A 13,880-nucleotide genomic window follows, 5' to 3' on the forward strand; every position below is an offset into this window, starting at 1 on the left:
CCGTCAGTTAGACCGGTGCCGGTGCGCGACGCGCGTCCGCTGGTTTCCCCCAGCCATCGGCTGCCGCTTCTTCAATCGCCTGCTGGATCGCTTTCTTGCGCATCTCTTCCGCACGACGGCTGAAGAACCACACCAGGAACGTCACGATCGACACCGCCAACAGAATCAGGCTGGCCACAGCGTTGATCTCGGGTTTAACCCCCAGACGCACTGCCGAGAACACTTCCATCGGCAACGTGGTCGAGCCCGGGCCCGACACGAAGCTGGCCAATACCAGGTCGTCCAGCGACAGCGCGAACGACATCATGCCGCCCGCCGCCAATGACGGCGCGATCATCGGGATGGTGATCAGGAAGAACACCTTCCATGGCCGTGCACCCAGGTCCATGGCCGCTTCTTCAATCGACAGGTCCAACTCACGCAAGCGCGCCGACACCACCACCGCCACATACGCCGAACAGAACGTGGTGTGGGCAATCCAGATGGTGACCAGGCCACGTTCCTGCGGCCAGCCGATCATCTGCGCCATGGCCACGAACAGCAGCAACAGCGACAGGCCGGTAATCACCTCCGGCATGACCAGCGGCGCCGTCACCAGGCCGCCGAACAGCGCGCGGCCCTTGAACTGGCTGATACGCGTCAGCACAAATGCCGCCAACGTACCCAGCGCCACCGCCGCAATCGCCGTGTAGCAGGCAATTTCCAGGGAGCGACCGACCGAGCCCATCAGTTGGGTGTTGTCCAACAGGCCGACGTACCACTTCACCGACCAACCACCCCACACCGTCACCAGTTTGGATTCGTTGAACGAGTAGATCACCAGGATCAGCATCGGCAGGTAGATGAACAACAACCCCGCCACCAGCATGAAGCTTGAAAACCTGACGCGCTTCATATCTTGCCCTCCATCTCTTTGGCTTGGCTGCGGTTGAACAGGATGATCGGCACGATCAAGATCGCCAGCATCACCACCGCCAGGGCAGATGCCACCGGCCAGTCACGGTTGTTGAAGAATTCTTGCCACAACACTTTACCGATCATCAGGGTTTCCGGGCCGCCGAGCAGTTCCGGGATCACGAACTCGCCCACCACCGGGATAAACACCAGCATGCAGCCGGCGATGATGCCGTTCTTGGACAGCGGCACGGTGATTTTCCAGAAGCTGTTGAAGGTGCTCGAACCCAGGTCCGATGCGGCTTCCAGCAGGCTCTGGTCGTGTTTCACCAGGTTGGCGTACAGCGGCAGGATCATGAACGGCAGGTAGGAATAGACCACGCCGATATACACCGCGATGTTGGTGTTGAGGATCTGCAGCGGCTCGTTGATCAGCCCGATGGACATCAAAAAGCCGTTGAGCAAACCGTTGTTGCTGAGGATGCCCATCCACGCATAGACGCGGATCAGGATCGCGGTCCAGGTCGGCATCATGATCAACAGCACCAGCACGGTCTGCATTTCCTTGCGCGCACTGGCAATCGCGTAGGCCATCGGGTAGCCGATCAGCAGGCAGAGGATGGTGCTGAAAAACGCCATCTTCAGCGAGCCCAGGTACGCCGCGATGTACAACTCGTCATCGCCCAGCATCCCGTAGTTGGCCAAGTTCAGCACCAACTGCAGTTTCTGTTCAACGAAGGTGTAGATCTCGGTGTACGGCGGGATCGCCACGTCGGCTTCGGCAAAGCTGATCTTCAGGACGATGAAGAACGGCAGCATGAAGAACAGGAACAGCCAGAGGAAAGGGATCCCGATGACCACATGCCGGCCACCGGGGGTTATTCGTTGCAGCTGGCGTTTGAACTTCTTCATGTTCATGAGCGAAGTACCACGCCGCTGTCGTCTTCCCACCACACGTACACCTGGTCACCCCAGGTCGGGCGCTGGCCACGGCGCTCGGCGTTGGCCACGAACGATTGCACCAGCTTGCCGCTCGGCAATTCGACGTAGAACACCGAGTGCCCGCCCAGGTAGGCGATGTCGTGCACCTTGCCGCTGGACCAGTTGTGCTCGCAGGTCGGCATTTCGCTGGTCACCAGCAGCTTTTCAGGGCGAATGGCGTAGGTCACCGACTTGTCTTCCACCGAGGTGGCGATGCCGTGACCGACGTAGATGTTGCGGTCCAGGTCCGGGCACTTGAGTACCGCATGGCCTTCGGCGTCGTCCACCACCTGGGTTTCGAAGATGTTGACGTTGCCGATGAACTCGCACACCAGGCGGCTGGTAGGCGTTTCGTAGATGTCGATTGGGCTGCCTATCTGGGCGATCCAGCCCAGGTGCATGATCGCGATACGCTCGGCCATGGTCATGGCCTCTTCCTGGTCGTGGGTCACCATCACGCAGGTCACACCTACGCGCTCGATGATCTCAACTAGCTCCAGCTGCATCTGCGAACGCAGCTTCTTGTCCAATGCGCCCATCGGCTCATCGAGCAGCAGCAGTTTCGGACGCTTGGCCAGGGAACGCGCCAACGCCACCCGCTGGCGTTGACCGCCGGACAATTGGTGCGGCTTGCGCTTGGCGTACTGGCTCATCTGCACCAGCTTGAGCATCTCGGCCACGCGGGCGTCGACTTCAGATTTGGGAATCTTGTCCTGTTGCAGGCCAAACGCGATGTTCTGGGCCACGGTCATGTGGGGGAACAGGGCGTAGGACTGGAACATCATGTTGATCGGCCGCTCGTACGGCGGCATGTCGGTGATGTCCACACCGTCGAGGTAAATGCGTCCTTCCGTTGGGCGCTCGAAGCCTGCGAGCATGCGCAGCAAGGTGGATTTGCCCGAACCCGATCCGCCGAGCAAGGCGAAGATCTCGCCTTTCTTGATTTCCAGGGACACATCGTCCACGGCGATCGTCTCGTCGAACTTCTTCGTGACCCGGTCGATTTTGACCAGCACCTTTTTCGGTGTCTGGTCGCCCTCGAGGGCTTTCTTATAGGCGCCGGAGGCAACTGCCATTTACGAAACTCCCAGAAAAAAAAGAGTGCAGCTCACCCAATACGGGCGAGCCCAGGATAATTTGAGCGTTAAGCCTTACTTGCCCGTCTTGACCTTGGTCCAGCTACGGGTCATCAAACGTTGCACTTTCGGGGGTAGCTCGAAGTTGACAAAAGTCCGGTCGAGAACCGCCTGCGGTGGGTAAACCGCTTCGTCAGTGCGTATCGATTGCTCCATCAGTTTGTCCGCCCCTGGGTTAGGGTTGGCGTAACCGACGTAATCACTGACCTGAGCGATCACCTCAGGTTTCAGTAAATAGTTGATGAAGGCGAGAGCCTCTTTGACGTTGGTGGCATCTTTGGGGATGGCCAGCACGTCGAACCACAGGTTGCCGCCTTCCTTGGGAATCACGTAGGCGATGTTCACGCCTTTACCCGCCTCGGCCGCGCGGGCCTTGGCCTGGAATACATCACCGGAGAAGCCTGCCGCCACACAGATGTTGCCGTTGGCCAGGTCGGAGATGTATTTGGAAGAATGGAAGTAGGTCACGTAAGGACGCACTTTCAGGAGTTTTTCTTCAGCCTTCTTGTAGTCTTCAGGGTTGGTGCTGTTGGGATTGAGGCCCATGTAGTTGAGGACTGCCGGCAGCATTTCATCCGCCGAGTCCATGAACGACACGCCGCAACTCGCCAGCTTCTTCATGTTTTCCGGCTCGAACAGCACGGCCCAGGAATCGATCTTGTCGACGCCCAGCACTTCCTTGACCTTGTCGACGTTGTATCCAATGCCGTTGGTGCCCCACAGGTACGGCACGGCGTACTGGTTGCCGGGGTCGTTCTTTTCCAGGCGTTTGAGCAGCGCCGGGTCGAGATTGGCGTAGTTACTTAGTTGCGACTTGTCGATTTTCTGGAACGCCCCGGCCTTGATCTGCTTGCCGAGGAAATGGTTGGACGGCACCACCACGTCGTAACCGGTACGACCGGCGAGCAACTTGCCTTCCAGGGTTTCGTTGGAGTCGAACACGTCGTAGACCGGCTTGATGCCGGTGGCCTTTTCAAAGTTGGCCAGGGTGTCGGGGCCGATGTAGTCCGACCAGTTATAAATATGCACAGTCGGTGCGGCCTGCACGCTGACAGCCAGCGTGATACCTGCGCCCACCAGCAAGGCTTTGCGAAATAAAGAAATTGGCAAGTGGAGGTCCTCTTAAATAGTTGGGCCCGAAGTTGTTGCCCGGCAACAAAACCGGCGCGCAACTTACCCTCGATAAACCGATCCGGCAAAACTTTCTGTCATTTAAGTGTTTCGCTAACCACCGCGCGCATCGCGGCAGTTAGCAAAACAGGTATCAAAGCGGCTTACTTGCCCGATTTGATCTTGGTCCAGCTGCGGGTCATTTCCCGCTGGGTAGCCGCCGGCAAGTCAGCAATGGCATACAACTTGGCTTGCACGTCCGCTGGCGGATAAATGCCTGGGTCGCTGGTGATGTCTTTGTCGACCAGCGCGGTGGCCTTCTCGTTACCGTTCGGGAAACGTACGCTGTTGGTAATGCTGGCCATGACTTCCGGCTTGAGCAGGTAGTTCATGAATTTGTAGGCGGCGTCGACGTTTTCGGCATCTTTAGGGATGGCGACCATGTCATAGAAGCTGCCGGCACCTTCTTTGGGAATGTCGTAGGCAACCTTGACCTTGCCACCGGCTTCAGCCGCGCGGGACTTGGCCTGTTGCACGTCACCCGAGTAACCCACGGCTACGCAGATGTTGCCGTTGGCCAGGTCGGAAATGTACTTGGAGGAGTGGAAGTAACCGATCGAAGGACGCAGTTTGAGGAACAGCGCCTCGGCTTGCTTGAGGTCCTCTTTCTTCTGGGTGTCGGTCGGCAGGCCCAGGTAGTGCAGCGCCACCGGCAGCATTTCGGTTGGCGAATCGAGGAAGCTCACGCCGCAGCTTTTCAGCTTGGCGAGGTTTTCCGGCTTGAGGATGACATCCCACGAGTCGATCTTGTCGATGCCCAGTGCGGCCTTGACCTTCTCGGGGTTGTAGCCGATACCAATCGAGCCCCACATGTACGGGAAGGCGTGCTTGTTGTCCGGGTCGCTGATGGACACGGCTTTAAGCAGGGATTTGTTCAGGTTGTCGTAGTTCGACAGTTTGGACTTGTCCAGCTCCTGGTAAACACCGGCCTTGATCTGCTTGGCGAGGAAGTTGTTCGACGGCACGACGATGTCGTAGCCGGACTTGCCTGCCAGCAACTTGGCTTCCAGGGTTTCGTTGGAGTCGAATACGTCATAGACCACCTTGATCCCGGACTCTTTTTCAAAGTTCGCGATGGTGTCCGGTGCGATGTAGTCGGACCAGTTATAAACGTGCAGCACTTTATCGTCGGCGTGCGCCGCGCCTGCCATGGCCCCCATCAGGGACAAGGCCAGGAGGGTCTTGCCAGCGTTCTTCAAACCTAATGCCTTCATTCGGTCATGCTCCAATTTTTTCTTTTTTGGGCCACGTTCGTTCTTTAAGTACAACGTGTTTCGCAGCCCGTCTAAGGGCAACAAAACAGGGCGACAGTCTGGCAAGTTCAAGGGCCGGCTTTCAACCAAAGCACTCTTTTATAAATGCCTTTTAATCACTTCTCAGACGCAGCACCCGAAGGCGCCGCGTTCTGAGCCTAGCATTTAGCCCTGCAAAGCCGCCAAAGTCAGGTCCAGGCAGTGCCGCGCCTTGGTCACCAACTCGTCAATCTCGGCCTTGCTGATCACCAGCGGCGGCGAAATGATCATGGTGTCGCCCACGGCGCGCATGATCAGGCCATTCTCGAAGCAGAACGTGCGGCAGATCATGCCGGCGCCACGGCCTTCGTAACGCTTGCGCGTTGCCTTGTCCTGAACCAGCTCGATCGCACCGAGCATGCCCACACCGCGAACTTCGCCCACCAACGGGTGATCTGCCAGTTCCCTCAGACGCTTTTGCAAATAGGGTGCCGTTTCGTCGTGAACACGCTTAATAATTTGTTCATCGCGCATGATGCGGATGTTTTCCAGGGCTACCGCAGCCGCCACCGGGTGGCCGGAATAGGTGAAACCGTGGTTGAAATCGCCGCCTTCGTTGAGCACCGCAACCACTTCGTCGCGCACGATCAGGCCGCCCATCGGGATGTAGCCGGAGGTCAGGCCCTTGGCGATGGTCATCATGTCGGGCTTGAGGTCGTAGAAATCGCTGCCGAACCATTCGCCGGTACGGCCAAAACCGCAGATCACTTCATCGGCGACGAACAGGATGTCGTACTTGGCGAGGATTTCCTTAATGCGCGGCCAGTAACTGGCGGGCGGCACGATCACGCCACCGGCACCCTGGATCGGCTCGGCAATAAAGGCACCGACGTTGTCCACGCCCAGTTCCAGAATCTTCGCTTCCAGCTGGTTGGCCGCCCACACGCCGAATTCTTCCGGGCTCATGTCGCCGCCCTCGCCGAACCAATACGGTTGAGCGATGTGGACGATGCCCGGGATCGGCAAGTCGCCCTGTTCATGCATGTAGGTCATGCCGCCCAGGCTGGCGCCGGCCACGGTTGAACCGTGGTAGCCGTTCTTGCGGCTGATGATGGTTTTCTTGTTCGGCTGGCCTTTGATCGCCCAGTAGTGGCGGACCATACGCAGCATGGTGTCGTTGCCTTCAGAGCCGGAGCCGGTGAAGAACACGTGGTTCATGCCTTGCGGGGCGATATCGGAGATGGCTTTGGCCAGTTCCAGCACCGGTGGGTGGGCGGTCTGGAAGAACAGGTTGTAGTAAGGCAGTTCTTTCATCTGCTTGGCGGCGGCGTCAGCCAGTTCATCGCGACCGTAACCGATCGCCACGCACCACAGGCCGGCCATGCCGTCGAGAATCTTGTTGCCTTCGCTGTCCCACAGGTAAACGCCGTGGGCTTTGGTGATGATCCGTGGGCCTTTCTCTTTCAATTGCTTGAAGTCGCTGAACGGCGCCAGGTGGTGATCGCTGCTCAAGGCTTGCCATTCACGGGTTTGCGGGTTGTTGCTGGACATACCAATCTCCTAGATGTTTCAGGTGAGGACGCGCCGTTTGAAGGGCGCGCCCGGCGCATCAGACGGCGAAGAGCAGGAATTCCCGCTCCCACGAACTGATCACGCGCTTGAAGTTTTCATGCTCGGCCCGCTTGACCGCGACGTAGCCTGTGATGAATTTTTGACCCAGGTATTTCTCGATGGTCTTGCTGTTTTCCATGCGCTCCAGGGCGTCTTCGATGGTCAGCGGCAAGCGCAGGTTGCGGCGCTCGTAACCACGCCCCACCACTGGCGCGCTTGGGCTGATGCCTTCGACCATGCCGATGTAGCCACACAACAAACTGGCGGCAATTGCCAGGTACGGGTTGGCGTCGGCGCCCGGCAGGCGGTTTTCCACCCGGCGGTTCTGTGGGCCGGCGTCCGGAACCCGCAGGCCAACGGTGCGGTTTTCTTCGCCCCACTCCACGTTTACCGGCGCCGAAGTGTCAGGCAGGAAGCGGCGGAACGAGTTGACGTTAGGCGCGAACAGCGGCAACAGCTCGGGGATGAATTTCTGCAGGCCACCGATGTGGTGCAGGAACAGCTCGCTCTTGGTCCCGTCTTCATTGGAGAACACGTTCTTGCCAGTGGCGATGTCGATGATGCTCTGGTGCAGGTGCATCGCGCTGCCGGGCTCGCCGGTCATGGGCTTGGCCATGAAGGTGGCCGCCACGTTGTGCTTGAGCGCCGCTTCGCGCATGGTGCGCTTGAACACCAGGATCTGGTCGGCCAGGGACAGTGCGTCGCCGTGACGGAAGTTGATTTCCATCTGCGCCGTGCCGTCCTCGTGGATCAGCGTGTCGAGGTCCAGTTCCTGCAGCTCGCACCAGTCGTAGACGTCTTCGAACAACGGGTCGAACTCGTTGGCCGCTTCGATAGAGAAAGACTGGCGGCCGGTTTCCGGGCGACCGGAGCGGCCGATCGGCGGTTGCAGCGGGAAGTCCGGGTCTTCGCAGCGTTTGGTCAGGTAGAACTCCATCTCCGGCGCCACGATGGGCTGCCAGCCTTTATCGGCATAGAGCTTGAGGACTTTCTTGAGCACGTTGCGCGGCGACAGCTCGATCGGGTTGCCTTGCTTGTCGTAGGTGTCGTGGATCACCTGGGCCGTAGGCTCTATGGCCCAAGGCACGAGGAATACCGCGTTCTCGTCCGGGCGGCAGATCATGTCGATGTCGGCCGGGTCGAGCAATTCGTAATAGATGTCGTCTTCGACATAGTCGCCGGTCACGGTCTGCAACAGAACGCTCTCGGGCAGGCGCATGCCTTTTTCGGCGATGAACTTGTTGGTCGGCGAAATTTTGCCCCGGGTGATGCCCGTGAGGTCGCCAATCATGCATTCGACTTCTGTGATCTTGTGGTCTTTCAACCAATCGGTGAGCTGGTCGAGGTTGTTACTCATAAATGCCTCTGGGCTGTGTTTCCTGACATCCATTAAAGGTCAGGCGTAAGTTGACGCAGCATCCGCGTCGCGTTGCATCACCCGCGTTCGACAGGCATTGCCAAATGCCTGGAAGATCGCGAGGTAGTGCGGGTTAGAGCTTACCTGCCATTCGGGGTGCCATTGCACTCCTAAAGCAAAAGCCTTGCCCGCGGGTACCGAAAAGCCTTCGATCAAGCCATCTGGCGCGGTGGCCTCGACCTGAAAGCCGGGCGCCAGGCGATCAATGCCCTGTGAATGAATCGAGTTGACCTGGATCGTCGGCGGCAAGCCCAGGCTTGCCAATACCCCATTCGGGGAGAGGGTGACCGGATGGGCCGGGCCGTACTGGATTGCCAGCGGCTGGGTGTCGTCTTCGCGGTGATCCATCATGCCCGGCACTTCGTGAACCTTCTGGTGCAGGCTGCCGCCAAACGCCACGTTCATTTCCTGAAAGCCACGGCAAATCCCCAGCACCGGAACGCCGGCTGCAATGGCGGCGCGCAGCAACGGCAGGGTGGTTTGGTCGCGTGCAGAATCATGAGCAGTCCCGGGCGTACTGGCCGGGCCGTCGTAGTGAAAGGGTTCGATATTGGAAGGTGAGCCGGTAAAAAGAATGCCGTCCAGGCCGTCAAGAATATTGGCCGGGTCGAGCAAATCCGCCAGGGACGGAATAATCAACGGCAAGCCCTTGGCAGCGGTGGCCACTGCACGGACGTATTTGTCGCCACTGATGTGATAAGCATGCAGACCGACCTGTTTGGAGCAGGCGGTGACGCCGATTAACGGCAGGCGAGACATGAAGCACCCCGGTATTATTGCTGTTATGGGTTTGAATCGAGCTTAGCCTTGTTCATTTTTTTACACAACACCCCCGTAAAAAATACAACACGGCCCGCTCAAACGTGCTGGTTCCAAGAGCACCAATCCCAAAAAATTGCCCCAAAAAGCCCCAAAAAAGCCCTCGTGGCGCTTTTTTAGGGCAAAAAAGGCCTCGCTTGACTTCGGCATGCCGTTCGGGTTGACTGAAACCCGAAGAGATCAATGATTGATATTTTTAACAACAAAGGTGTTGCATCATGTCGGTACCCCCGCGTGCCGTTCAGCTTAACGAAGCGAACGCGTTCCTTAAGGATCATCCTGAGGTTCTGTACGTAGACCTTCTAATTGCGGATATGAATGGTGTGGTGCGCGGCAAGCGCATCGAACGCACCAGCCTCCACAAGGTTTACGAGAAGGGCATTAACCTGCCTGCCTCTCTATTTGCCCTGGATATCAATGGCTCAACGGTGGAAAGCACCGGCCTGGGTCTGGACATCGGTGATGCTGACCGAATCTGTTATCCAATCCCCGACACCCTGTGCAATGAACCCTGGCAAAAGCGCCCAACCGCGCAATTGCTGATGACCATGCACGAACTCGAAGGTGAACCTTTCTTCGCCGATCCTCGCGAAGTACTCCGCCAAGTTGTAAGCAAATTTGACGACCTCGGTCTGACCATCTGCGCCGCATTCGAGCTTGAGTTCTACCTGATCGACCAGGAGAACGTGAATGGCCGGCCACAACCGCCCCGCTCGCCGATCTCCGGCAAACGCCCGCACTCGACACAGGTCTACCTGATCGACGACCTCGACGAATACGTCGACTGCCTCCAGGACATTCTGGAAGGTGCAAAAGAGCAAGGCATCCCTGCCGACGCCATCGTCAAGGAAAGTGCCCCGGCGCAGTTCGAAGTGAACCTGCACCACGTTGCCGACCCGATAAAGGCCTGCGACTACGCGGTACTGCTCAAGCGCCTGATCAAGAACATCGCCTACGACCATGAGATGGACACCACCTTCATGGCCAAGCCCTACCCGGGCCAGGCAGGCAACGGCTTACACGTGCACATTTCGATCCTGGACAAGGACGGCAAGAACATCTTTGCCAGCGAGGATCCCGAGCAGAACGCCGCATTGCGTCACGCGATCGGCGGTGTGCTGGAGACCCTACCCGCCCAAATGGCGTTCCTGTGCCCTAACGTCAACTCCTACCGTCGTTTCGGCGCACAGTTCTACGTGCCGAACTCGCCGTGCTGGGGTTTGGACAACCGCACCGTGGCGATTCGCGTACCGACCGGCTCGTCCGACGCCGTACGTATCGAACACCGTGTGGCCGGCGCCGATGCCAACCCTTACCTGCTGATGGCTTCGGTATTGGCAGGCGTGCATCACGGCCTGACCAACAAGATCGAGCCTGGCGCACCGGTGGAAGGCAACAGCTACGAGCAGAACGAACAGAGCCTGCCGAACAACCTGCGTGATGCACTGCGCGAGTTGGACGACAGCGAGGTGATGGCCAGGTACATCGATCCTAAATACATCGATATCTTCGTCGCCTGTAAGGAAAGTGAGCTGGAAGAGTTCGAACACTCCATCTCCGACCTTGAGTACAACTGGTACCTGCATACCGTGTAAGCGGTTGTGGTGAGCGGGATTTTTGTGGTGAGCGGGCTTTTGTGGTGAGCGGGGCTTTTGTGGTGAGCGGGCTTTTGTGGTGAGCGGGGCTTTTGTGGTGAGCGGGCTTGCCCCGCGCTGGGCTGCGCAGCAGCCCTGAAACCTGCTACCCCGTTGTATCTGAAAAAACGGTGATCCCCGTGGGGCTGCTTCGCAGCCCAGCGCGGGGCAAGCCCGCTCACCACAAAAGCCCCACTCATCCCAAAAGCCCACTCATCTCAAAAGCCCACTCATCCCAAAAGCCCACTCACCACAAAGCCCGCTGACCACAAAAGCCCCGCTGACCACACCCCTCTGTTCGACAGGTTCGCCACAAAACCCCTGCTCCACAGGTATGGATCATGTTCGCGCTCTGCGTACAATGCTTGCTGCCTTGTAGGAGACTTTCATGACAACCCGCCCCGCCGCCCCTCGCAAACCCCGCGCCCGCAGCCAGGCCCGGATCGATGCGATTCTCGACGCCGCCCGCACCTTGCTGGCCGCCGAAGGCGTGGCCAGCTTGTCGATCTACAGCGTGGCCGAACGAGCGCAGATTCCACCTTCGTCGGTGTACCACTTCTTCGCCAGCGTGCCGGCGTTGCTCGAAGCGTTGACCGCCGACGTCCATGCTGCGTTTCGCGCGGCCATTCAAGCGCCCATCGACCATGAGTCACTCAAGCACTGGCGCGACCTGTCGGGCGTGGTAGAGCAGCGCATGCTCACGATCTACAGCGACGACGCCGCCGCCCGGCAATTGATCCTGGCCCAGCATGGGTTGACCGAAGTGACACAGGCCGACCGCCAGCACGACCTGGAGCTGGGAAACCTGATGTATGAAGTGTTCAACCGGCACTTCGAGCTGCCGAGCCTGCCCGCCGATGTCGACGTGTTTGCCCTGGCGCTGGAACTGAGCGACCGCGTTTACGCGCGCTCGGTGCATCAGCACGGGCAGATCATCCCGCGCATGGCCGAGGAAGGCATGCGGGTGTTTGATGCGTATGTGGGGCTTTATCTGCCGGCGTTCTTGCCCAAGCGGGTGGTCACTGCCTGATTGATGTGTTGCCCACAAAGGCCTTATCGCAGGCAAGCCAGCTCCCACATTTGACTGCGTTCACAGATCAAAATGTGGGAGCTGGCTTGCCCGCGATGCTGGTTTCAAGAACGCCAATCACAACTTGGCGATCGACACCTCGGTGGATTTAACAAAGGCAATCACTTCGCTGCCGATCACCAGCTCCAGCTCTTTCACCGAGCGAGTTGTGATTACCGAGGTAACGATGCCGGACGCAGTCTGTACGTCGATTTCCGAGAGCACGTCGCCTTCGACGATTTCCTTGATGGTGCCTTTGAACTGGTTACGCACGTTGATGGCTTTAATAGTCATGGTCGTTCTTCCTGTGTAAGACAAGTGAGTTATTGAGCCCAACGCAATTGCGTAGGCAGCGGTGAAACAGGTTCGGGTTCCGGCGGGGTGCCGGGCAGCGACAACACACGGTTAAGCACTTCGGTTTCCAGCGCCGCCAGGCGGTGGGAGCCGCGCACCCGCGGGCGGGCGAGTTCCACGTGCAGGTCGAGGCCGATTTCGCCGTCTTCGATCAGGATCACCCGGTCGGCAATGGCCACGGCTTCGCTGACGTCGTGGGTCACCAGCAACACGGTGAAGCCGTGCTTGCGCCAGAGGCTCTCGATCAATTGCTGCATCTCGATCCGGGTCAGGGCATCCAGCGCGCCCAGCGGCTCGTCCAGCAGCAACAGGCGTGGTTGGTGAATCAAGGCACGGGCCAGGGCCACGCGCTGCTTCTGGCCACCGGACAACGCCGCCGGCCACTCGTTGGCACGCTCGGCCAGGCCGACCGCTTCCAGCGCTTCCAACGCTTTGGGGCGCCAGTTGCCCTTCAGGCCCAGCCCCACGTTGTCGATGATCTTTTTCCACGGCAGCAAGCGCGCTTCCTGGAACATCAACCGCGTGTCTTCAATCGCCTCGCTCAACGGTGCGGAACCGGCGAGCAATTCGCCGCCGCTGGCTTTATCCAGCCCCGCCAGCAGACGCAGCAAGGTGCTTTTGCCGCAGCCACTACGGCCTACCACCGCAACGAATTGCCCGGCGGGAATGTGCAGGTCGATGCCCTTGAGTACTTCCCGCGCGCCGAAAGCCTTGCGCAACTTGCGTACCGCCAGGGGAATGCCCCGCAGCAGGTGTGGAGGTTGTTGAGCGGTCATGCCGCACCTCCTTTATTCACTTGATAGGCCGGGTGCCAGCGCAACCACACACGCTCCAGGCCACGCGCCGCCAGGTCTGCCAGTTTGCCGAGCACGGCGTACAGCACAATCGCCAGCACCACCACGTCGGTCTGCAGGAATTCCCGGGCGTTCATCGCCAGGTAGCCGATGCCGGAACTGGCGGAGATGGTTTCCGCAACGATCAACGTCAACCACATAAAGCCCAACGCAAAACGCACGCCGACAAGAATCGACGGCAAGGCGCCCGGCAAAATCACCTGGCGAAACAGGCTGAAGCCGGACAAGCCATAACTGCGGGCCATTTCCACCAGCGCCGGGTCGACGTTGCGGATGCCGTGGTAGGTATTGAGGTAGATCGGGAACAGCGTACCGAGGGCGACCAGGAATATCTTCGCCGTCTCGTCGATGCCGAACCACAGGATCACCAGCGGAATCAGCGCCAGGTGCGGCACGTTGCGAATCATCTGCACCGAGCTGTCCAGCAGGCGTTCACCCCAGGTCGACAGGCCGGTGATAAAGCCCAAGGCCAGGCCGATGCTGCCGCCGATCACAAAACCCAGGCCCGCACGCCAGCCACTGATCGCCAGGTGGGTCCAGATTTCGCCGCTGCGCACCAGGCTCACACCTGCTTCGATCACGGCGCTGGGCGCCGGCAGAATGCGCGTCGACAACCAACCGGCCGACACCGACAGCTGCCATACCGCCAGCAACAGGATCGGCAGCACCCAGGGCGCCAATCGATGACTTAGTTTTTCAAGGTTCATGG

Annotated in this window: 13 protein-coding genes; 2 read left to right on the forward strand and 11 right to left on the reverse strand. The window is 59.1% G+C overall.

What is annotated here, in order from left to right:
• Window positions 1-7: 7 nt before the first annotated feature.
• From RGV33_RS30905 to RGV33_RS30940, 8 genes are all read right to left on the reverse strand, one after another.
• Window positions 8-895 carry an ABC transporter permease subunit gene (locus RGV33_RS30905; RefSeq protein ID WP_322148206.1) on the reverse strand — a complete coding sequence of 296 codons (888 nt, stop codon included), beginning with the start codon at window positions 893-895 and terminating at the stop codon, window positions 8-10.
• Window positions 892-1,812: an ABC transporter permease subunit gene (locus RGV33_RS30910; protein ID WP_322148208.1), complete on the reverse strand. Its 921-nt coding sequence runs from the start codon at window positions 1,810-1,812 to the stop codon at window positions 892-894. Before RGV33_RS30910 ends, RGV33_RS30905 begins: the two co-directional genes overlap by 4 nt.
• Window positions 1,809-2,951 (reverse strand): ABC transporter ATP-binding protein, encoded by a 1,143-nt coding sequence (locus RGV33_RS30915; RefSeq protein ID WP_076013053.1) that lies wholly within the window; start codon window positions 2,949-2,951, stop codon window positions 1,809-1,811. The genes RGV33_RS30910 and RGV33_RS30915 overlap by 4 nt, the downstream gene beginning before the upstream one ends.
• Window positions 2,952-3,026: 75 nt before the next feature.
• Window positions 3,027-4,121 carry a polyamine ABC transporter substrate-binding protein gene (locus RGV33_RS30920; protein WP_322148210.1) on the reverse strand — a complete coding sequence of 365 codons (1,095 nt, stop codon included), beginning with the start codon at window positions 4,119-4,121 and terminating at the stop codon, window positions 3,027-3,029.
• Between the two features lie 164 nt (window positions 4,122-4,285).
• On the reverse strand, window positions 4,286-5,380 hold the full coding sequence (locus RGV33_RS30925) for a polyamine ABC transporter substrate-binding protein (RefSeq protein ID WP_322148770.1): 1,095 nt from the start codon (window positions 5,378-5,380) through the stop codon (window positions 4,286-4,288).
• A 219-nt stretch (window positions 5,381-5,599) separates the two neighbouring features.
• On the reverse strand, window positions 5,600-6,964 hold the full coding sequence (locus RGV33_RS30930; RefSeq protein WP_322148211.1) for an aspartate aminotransferase family protein: 1,365 nt from the start codon (window positions 6,962-6,964) through the stop codon (window positions 5,600-5,602).
• A gap of 58 nt (window positions 6,965-7,022) precedes the next feature.
• Window positions 7,023-8,381 carry a glutamine synthetase family protein gene (locus RGV33_RS30935; RefSeq protein WP_322148212.1) on the reverse strand — a complete coding sequence of 453 codons (1,359 nt, stop codon included), beginning with the start codon at window positions 8,379-8,381 and terminating at the stop codon, window positions 7,023-7,025.
• A 39-nt stretch (window positions 8,382-8,420) separates the two neighbouring features.
• Window positions 8,421-9,200, reverse strand: coding sequence for a gamma-glutamyl-gamma-aminobutyrate hydrolase family protein (locus tag RGV33_RS30940; RefSeq protein ID WP_322148213.1), 780 nt, complete (start codon window positions 9,198-9,200; stop codon window positions 8,421-8,423).
• 278 nt (window positions 9,201-9,478) lie between these two features.
• Here RGV33_RS30940 and RGV33_RS30945 point away from each other — a divergent pair, with 278 nt between their 5' ends.
• Together RGV33_RS30945 and RGV33_RS30950 are read left to right on the forward strand one after the other, a co-directional pair.
• Entirely contained in the window at window positions 9,479-10,855 is a 1,377-nt protein-coding gene (locus RGV33_RS30945) for a glutamine synthetase family protein (RefSeq protein WP_322148215.1), read from the forward strand.
• 427 nt (window positions 10,856-11,282) lie between these two features.
• Complete coding sequence (locus RGV33_RS30950) at window positions 11,283-11,924, forward strand: TetR/AcrR family transcriptional regulator (protein ID WP_322148216.1); 642 nt, start codon at window positions 11,283-11,285, stop codon at window positions 11,922-11,924.
• A 117-nt stretch (window positions 11,925-12,041) separates the two neighbouring features.
• Here the strand turns inward: RGV33_RS30950 and RGV33_RS30955 are convergent, their stop codons facing one another.
• From RGV33_RS30955 to ssuC, 3 genes are read right to left on the reverse strand one after another with little or no spacing between them, the layout of a single operon-like run.
• The gene (locus tag RGV33_RS30955) at window positions 12,042-12,257 is read right to left on the reverse strand and encodes a TOBE domain-containing protein (protein WP_003213899.1); all 216 of its coding nucleotides are present in this window, start codon (window positions 12,255-12,257) and stop codon (window positions 12,042-12,044) included.
• A 29-nt stretch (window positions 12,258-12,286) separates the two neighbouring features.
• Complete coding sequence (gene ssuB, locus RGV33_RS30960; RefSeq protein ID WP_322148220.1) at window positions 12,287-13,093, reverse strand: aliphatic sulfonates ABC transporter ATP-binding protein; 807 nt, start codon at window positions 13,091-13,093, stop codon at window positions 12,287-12,289.
• Window positions 13,090-13,878 (reverse strand): aliphatic sulfonate ABC transporter permease SsuC, encoded by a 789-nt coding sequence (gene ssuC / locus RGV33_RS30965; RefSeq protein ID WP_322148221.1) that lies wholly within the window; start codon window positions 13,876-13,878, stop codon window positions 13,090-13,092. Before ssuC ends, ssuB begins: the two co-directional genes overlap by 4 nt.
• Between the last annotated feature and the right edge of the window lie 2 nt (window positions 13,879-13,880).

This window comes from Pseudomonas sp. Bout1 (genome assembly GCF_034314165.1).
Lineage (GTDB): Bacteria > Pseudomonadota > Gammaproteobacteria > Pseudomonadales > Pseudomonadaceae > Aquipseudomonas.

Excerpts from the sequence above, each read along its gene's own strand:
- RGV33_RS30915 (WP_076013053.1), bottom strand. The coding sequence starts at position 2,951 with ATGGCAGTTGCCTCCGGCGCCTATAAGAAAGCCCTCGAGGGCGACCAG.
- RGV33_RS30910 (WP_322148208.1), bottom strand. The coding sequence starts at position 1,812 with ATGAACATGAAGAAGTTCAAACGCCAGCTGCAACGAATAACCCCCGGT.
- RGV33_RS30905 (WP_322148206.1), bottom strand. The coding sequence starts at position 895 with ATGAAGCGCGTCAGGTTTTCAAGCTTCATGCTGGTGGCGGGGTTGTTG.
- RGV33_RS30950 (WP_322148216.1), top strand. The coding sequence starts at position 11,283 with ATGACAACCCGCCCCGCCGCCCCTCGCAAACCCCGCGCCCGCAGCCAG.
- RGV33_RS30955 (WP_003213899.1), bottom strand. The coding sequence starts at position 12,257 with ATGACTATTAAAGCCATCAACGTGCGTAACCAGTTCAAAGGCACCATC.
- RGV33_RS30940 (WP_322148213.1), bottom strand. The coding sequence starts at position 9,200 with ATGTCTCGCCTGCCGTTAATCGGCGTCACCGCCTGCTCCAAACAGGTC.
- RGV33_RS30930 (WP_322148211.1), bottom strand. The coding sequence starts at position 6,964 with ATGTCCAGCAACAACCCGCAAACCCGTGAATGGCAAGCCTTGAGCAGC.
- RGV33_RS30945 (WP_322148215.1), top strand. The coding sequence starts at position 9,479 with ATGTCGGTACCCCCGCGTGCCGTTCAGCTTAACGAAGCGAACGCGTTC.
- ssuC (WP_322148221.1), bottom strand. The coding sequence starts at position 13,878 with ATGAACCTTGAAAAACTAAGTCATCGATTGGCGCCCTGGGTGCTGCCG.
- RGV33_RS30935 (WP_322148212.1), bottom strand. The coding sequence starts at position 8,381 with ATGAGTAACAACCTCGACCAGCTCACCGATTGGTTGAAAGACCACAAG.
- ssuB (WP_322148220.1), bottom strand. The coding sequence starts at position 13,093 with ATGACCGCTCAACAACCTCCACACCTGCTGCGGGGCATTCCCCTGGCG.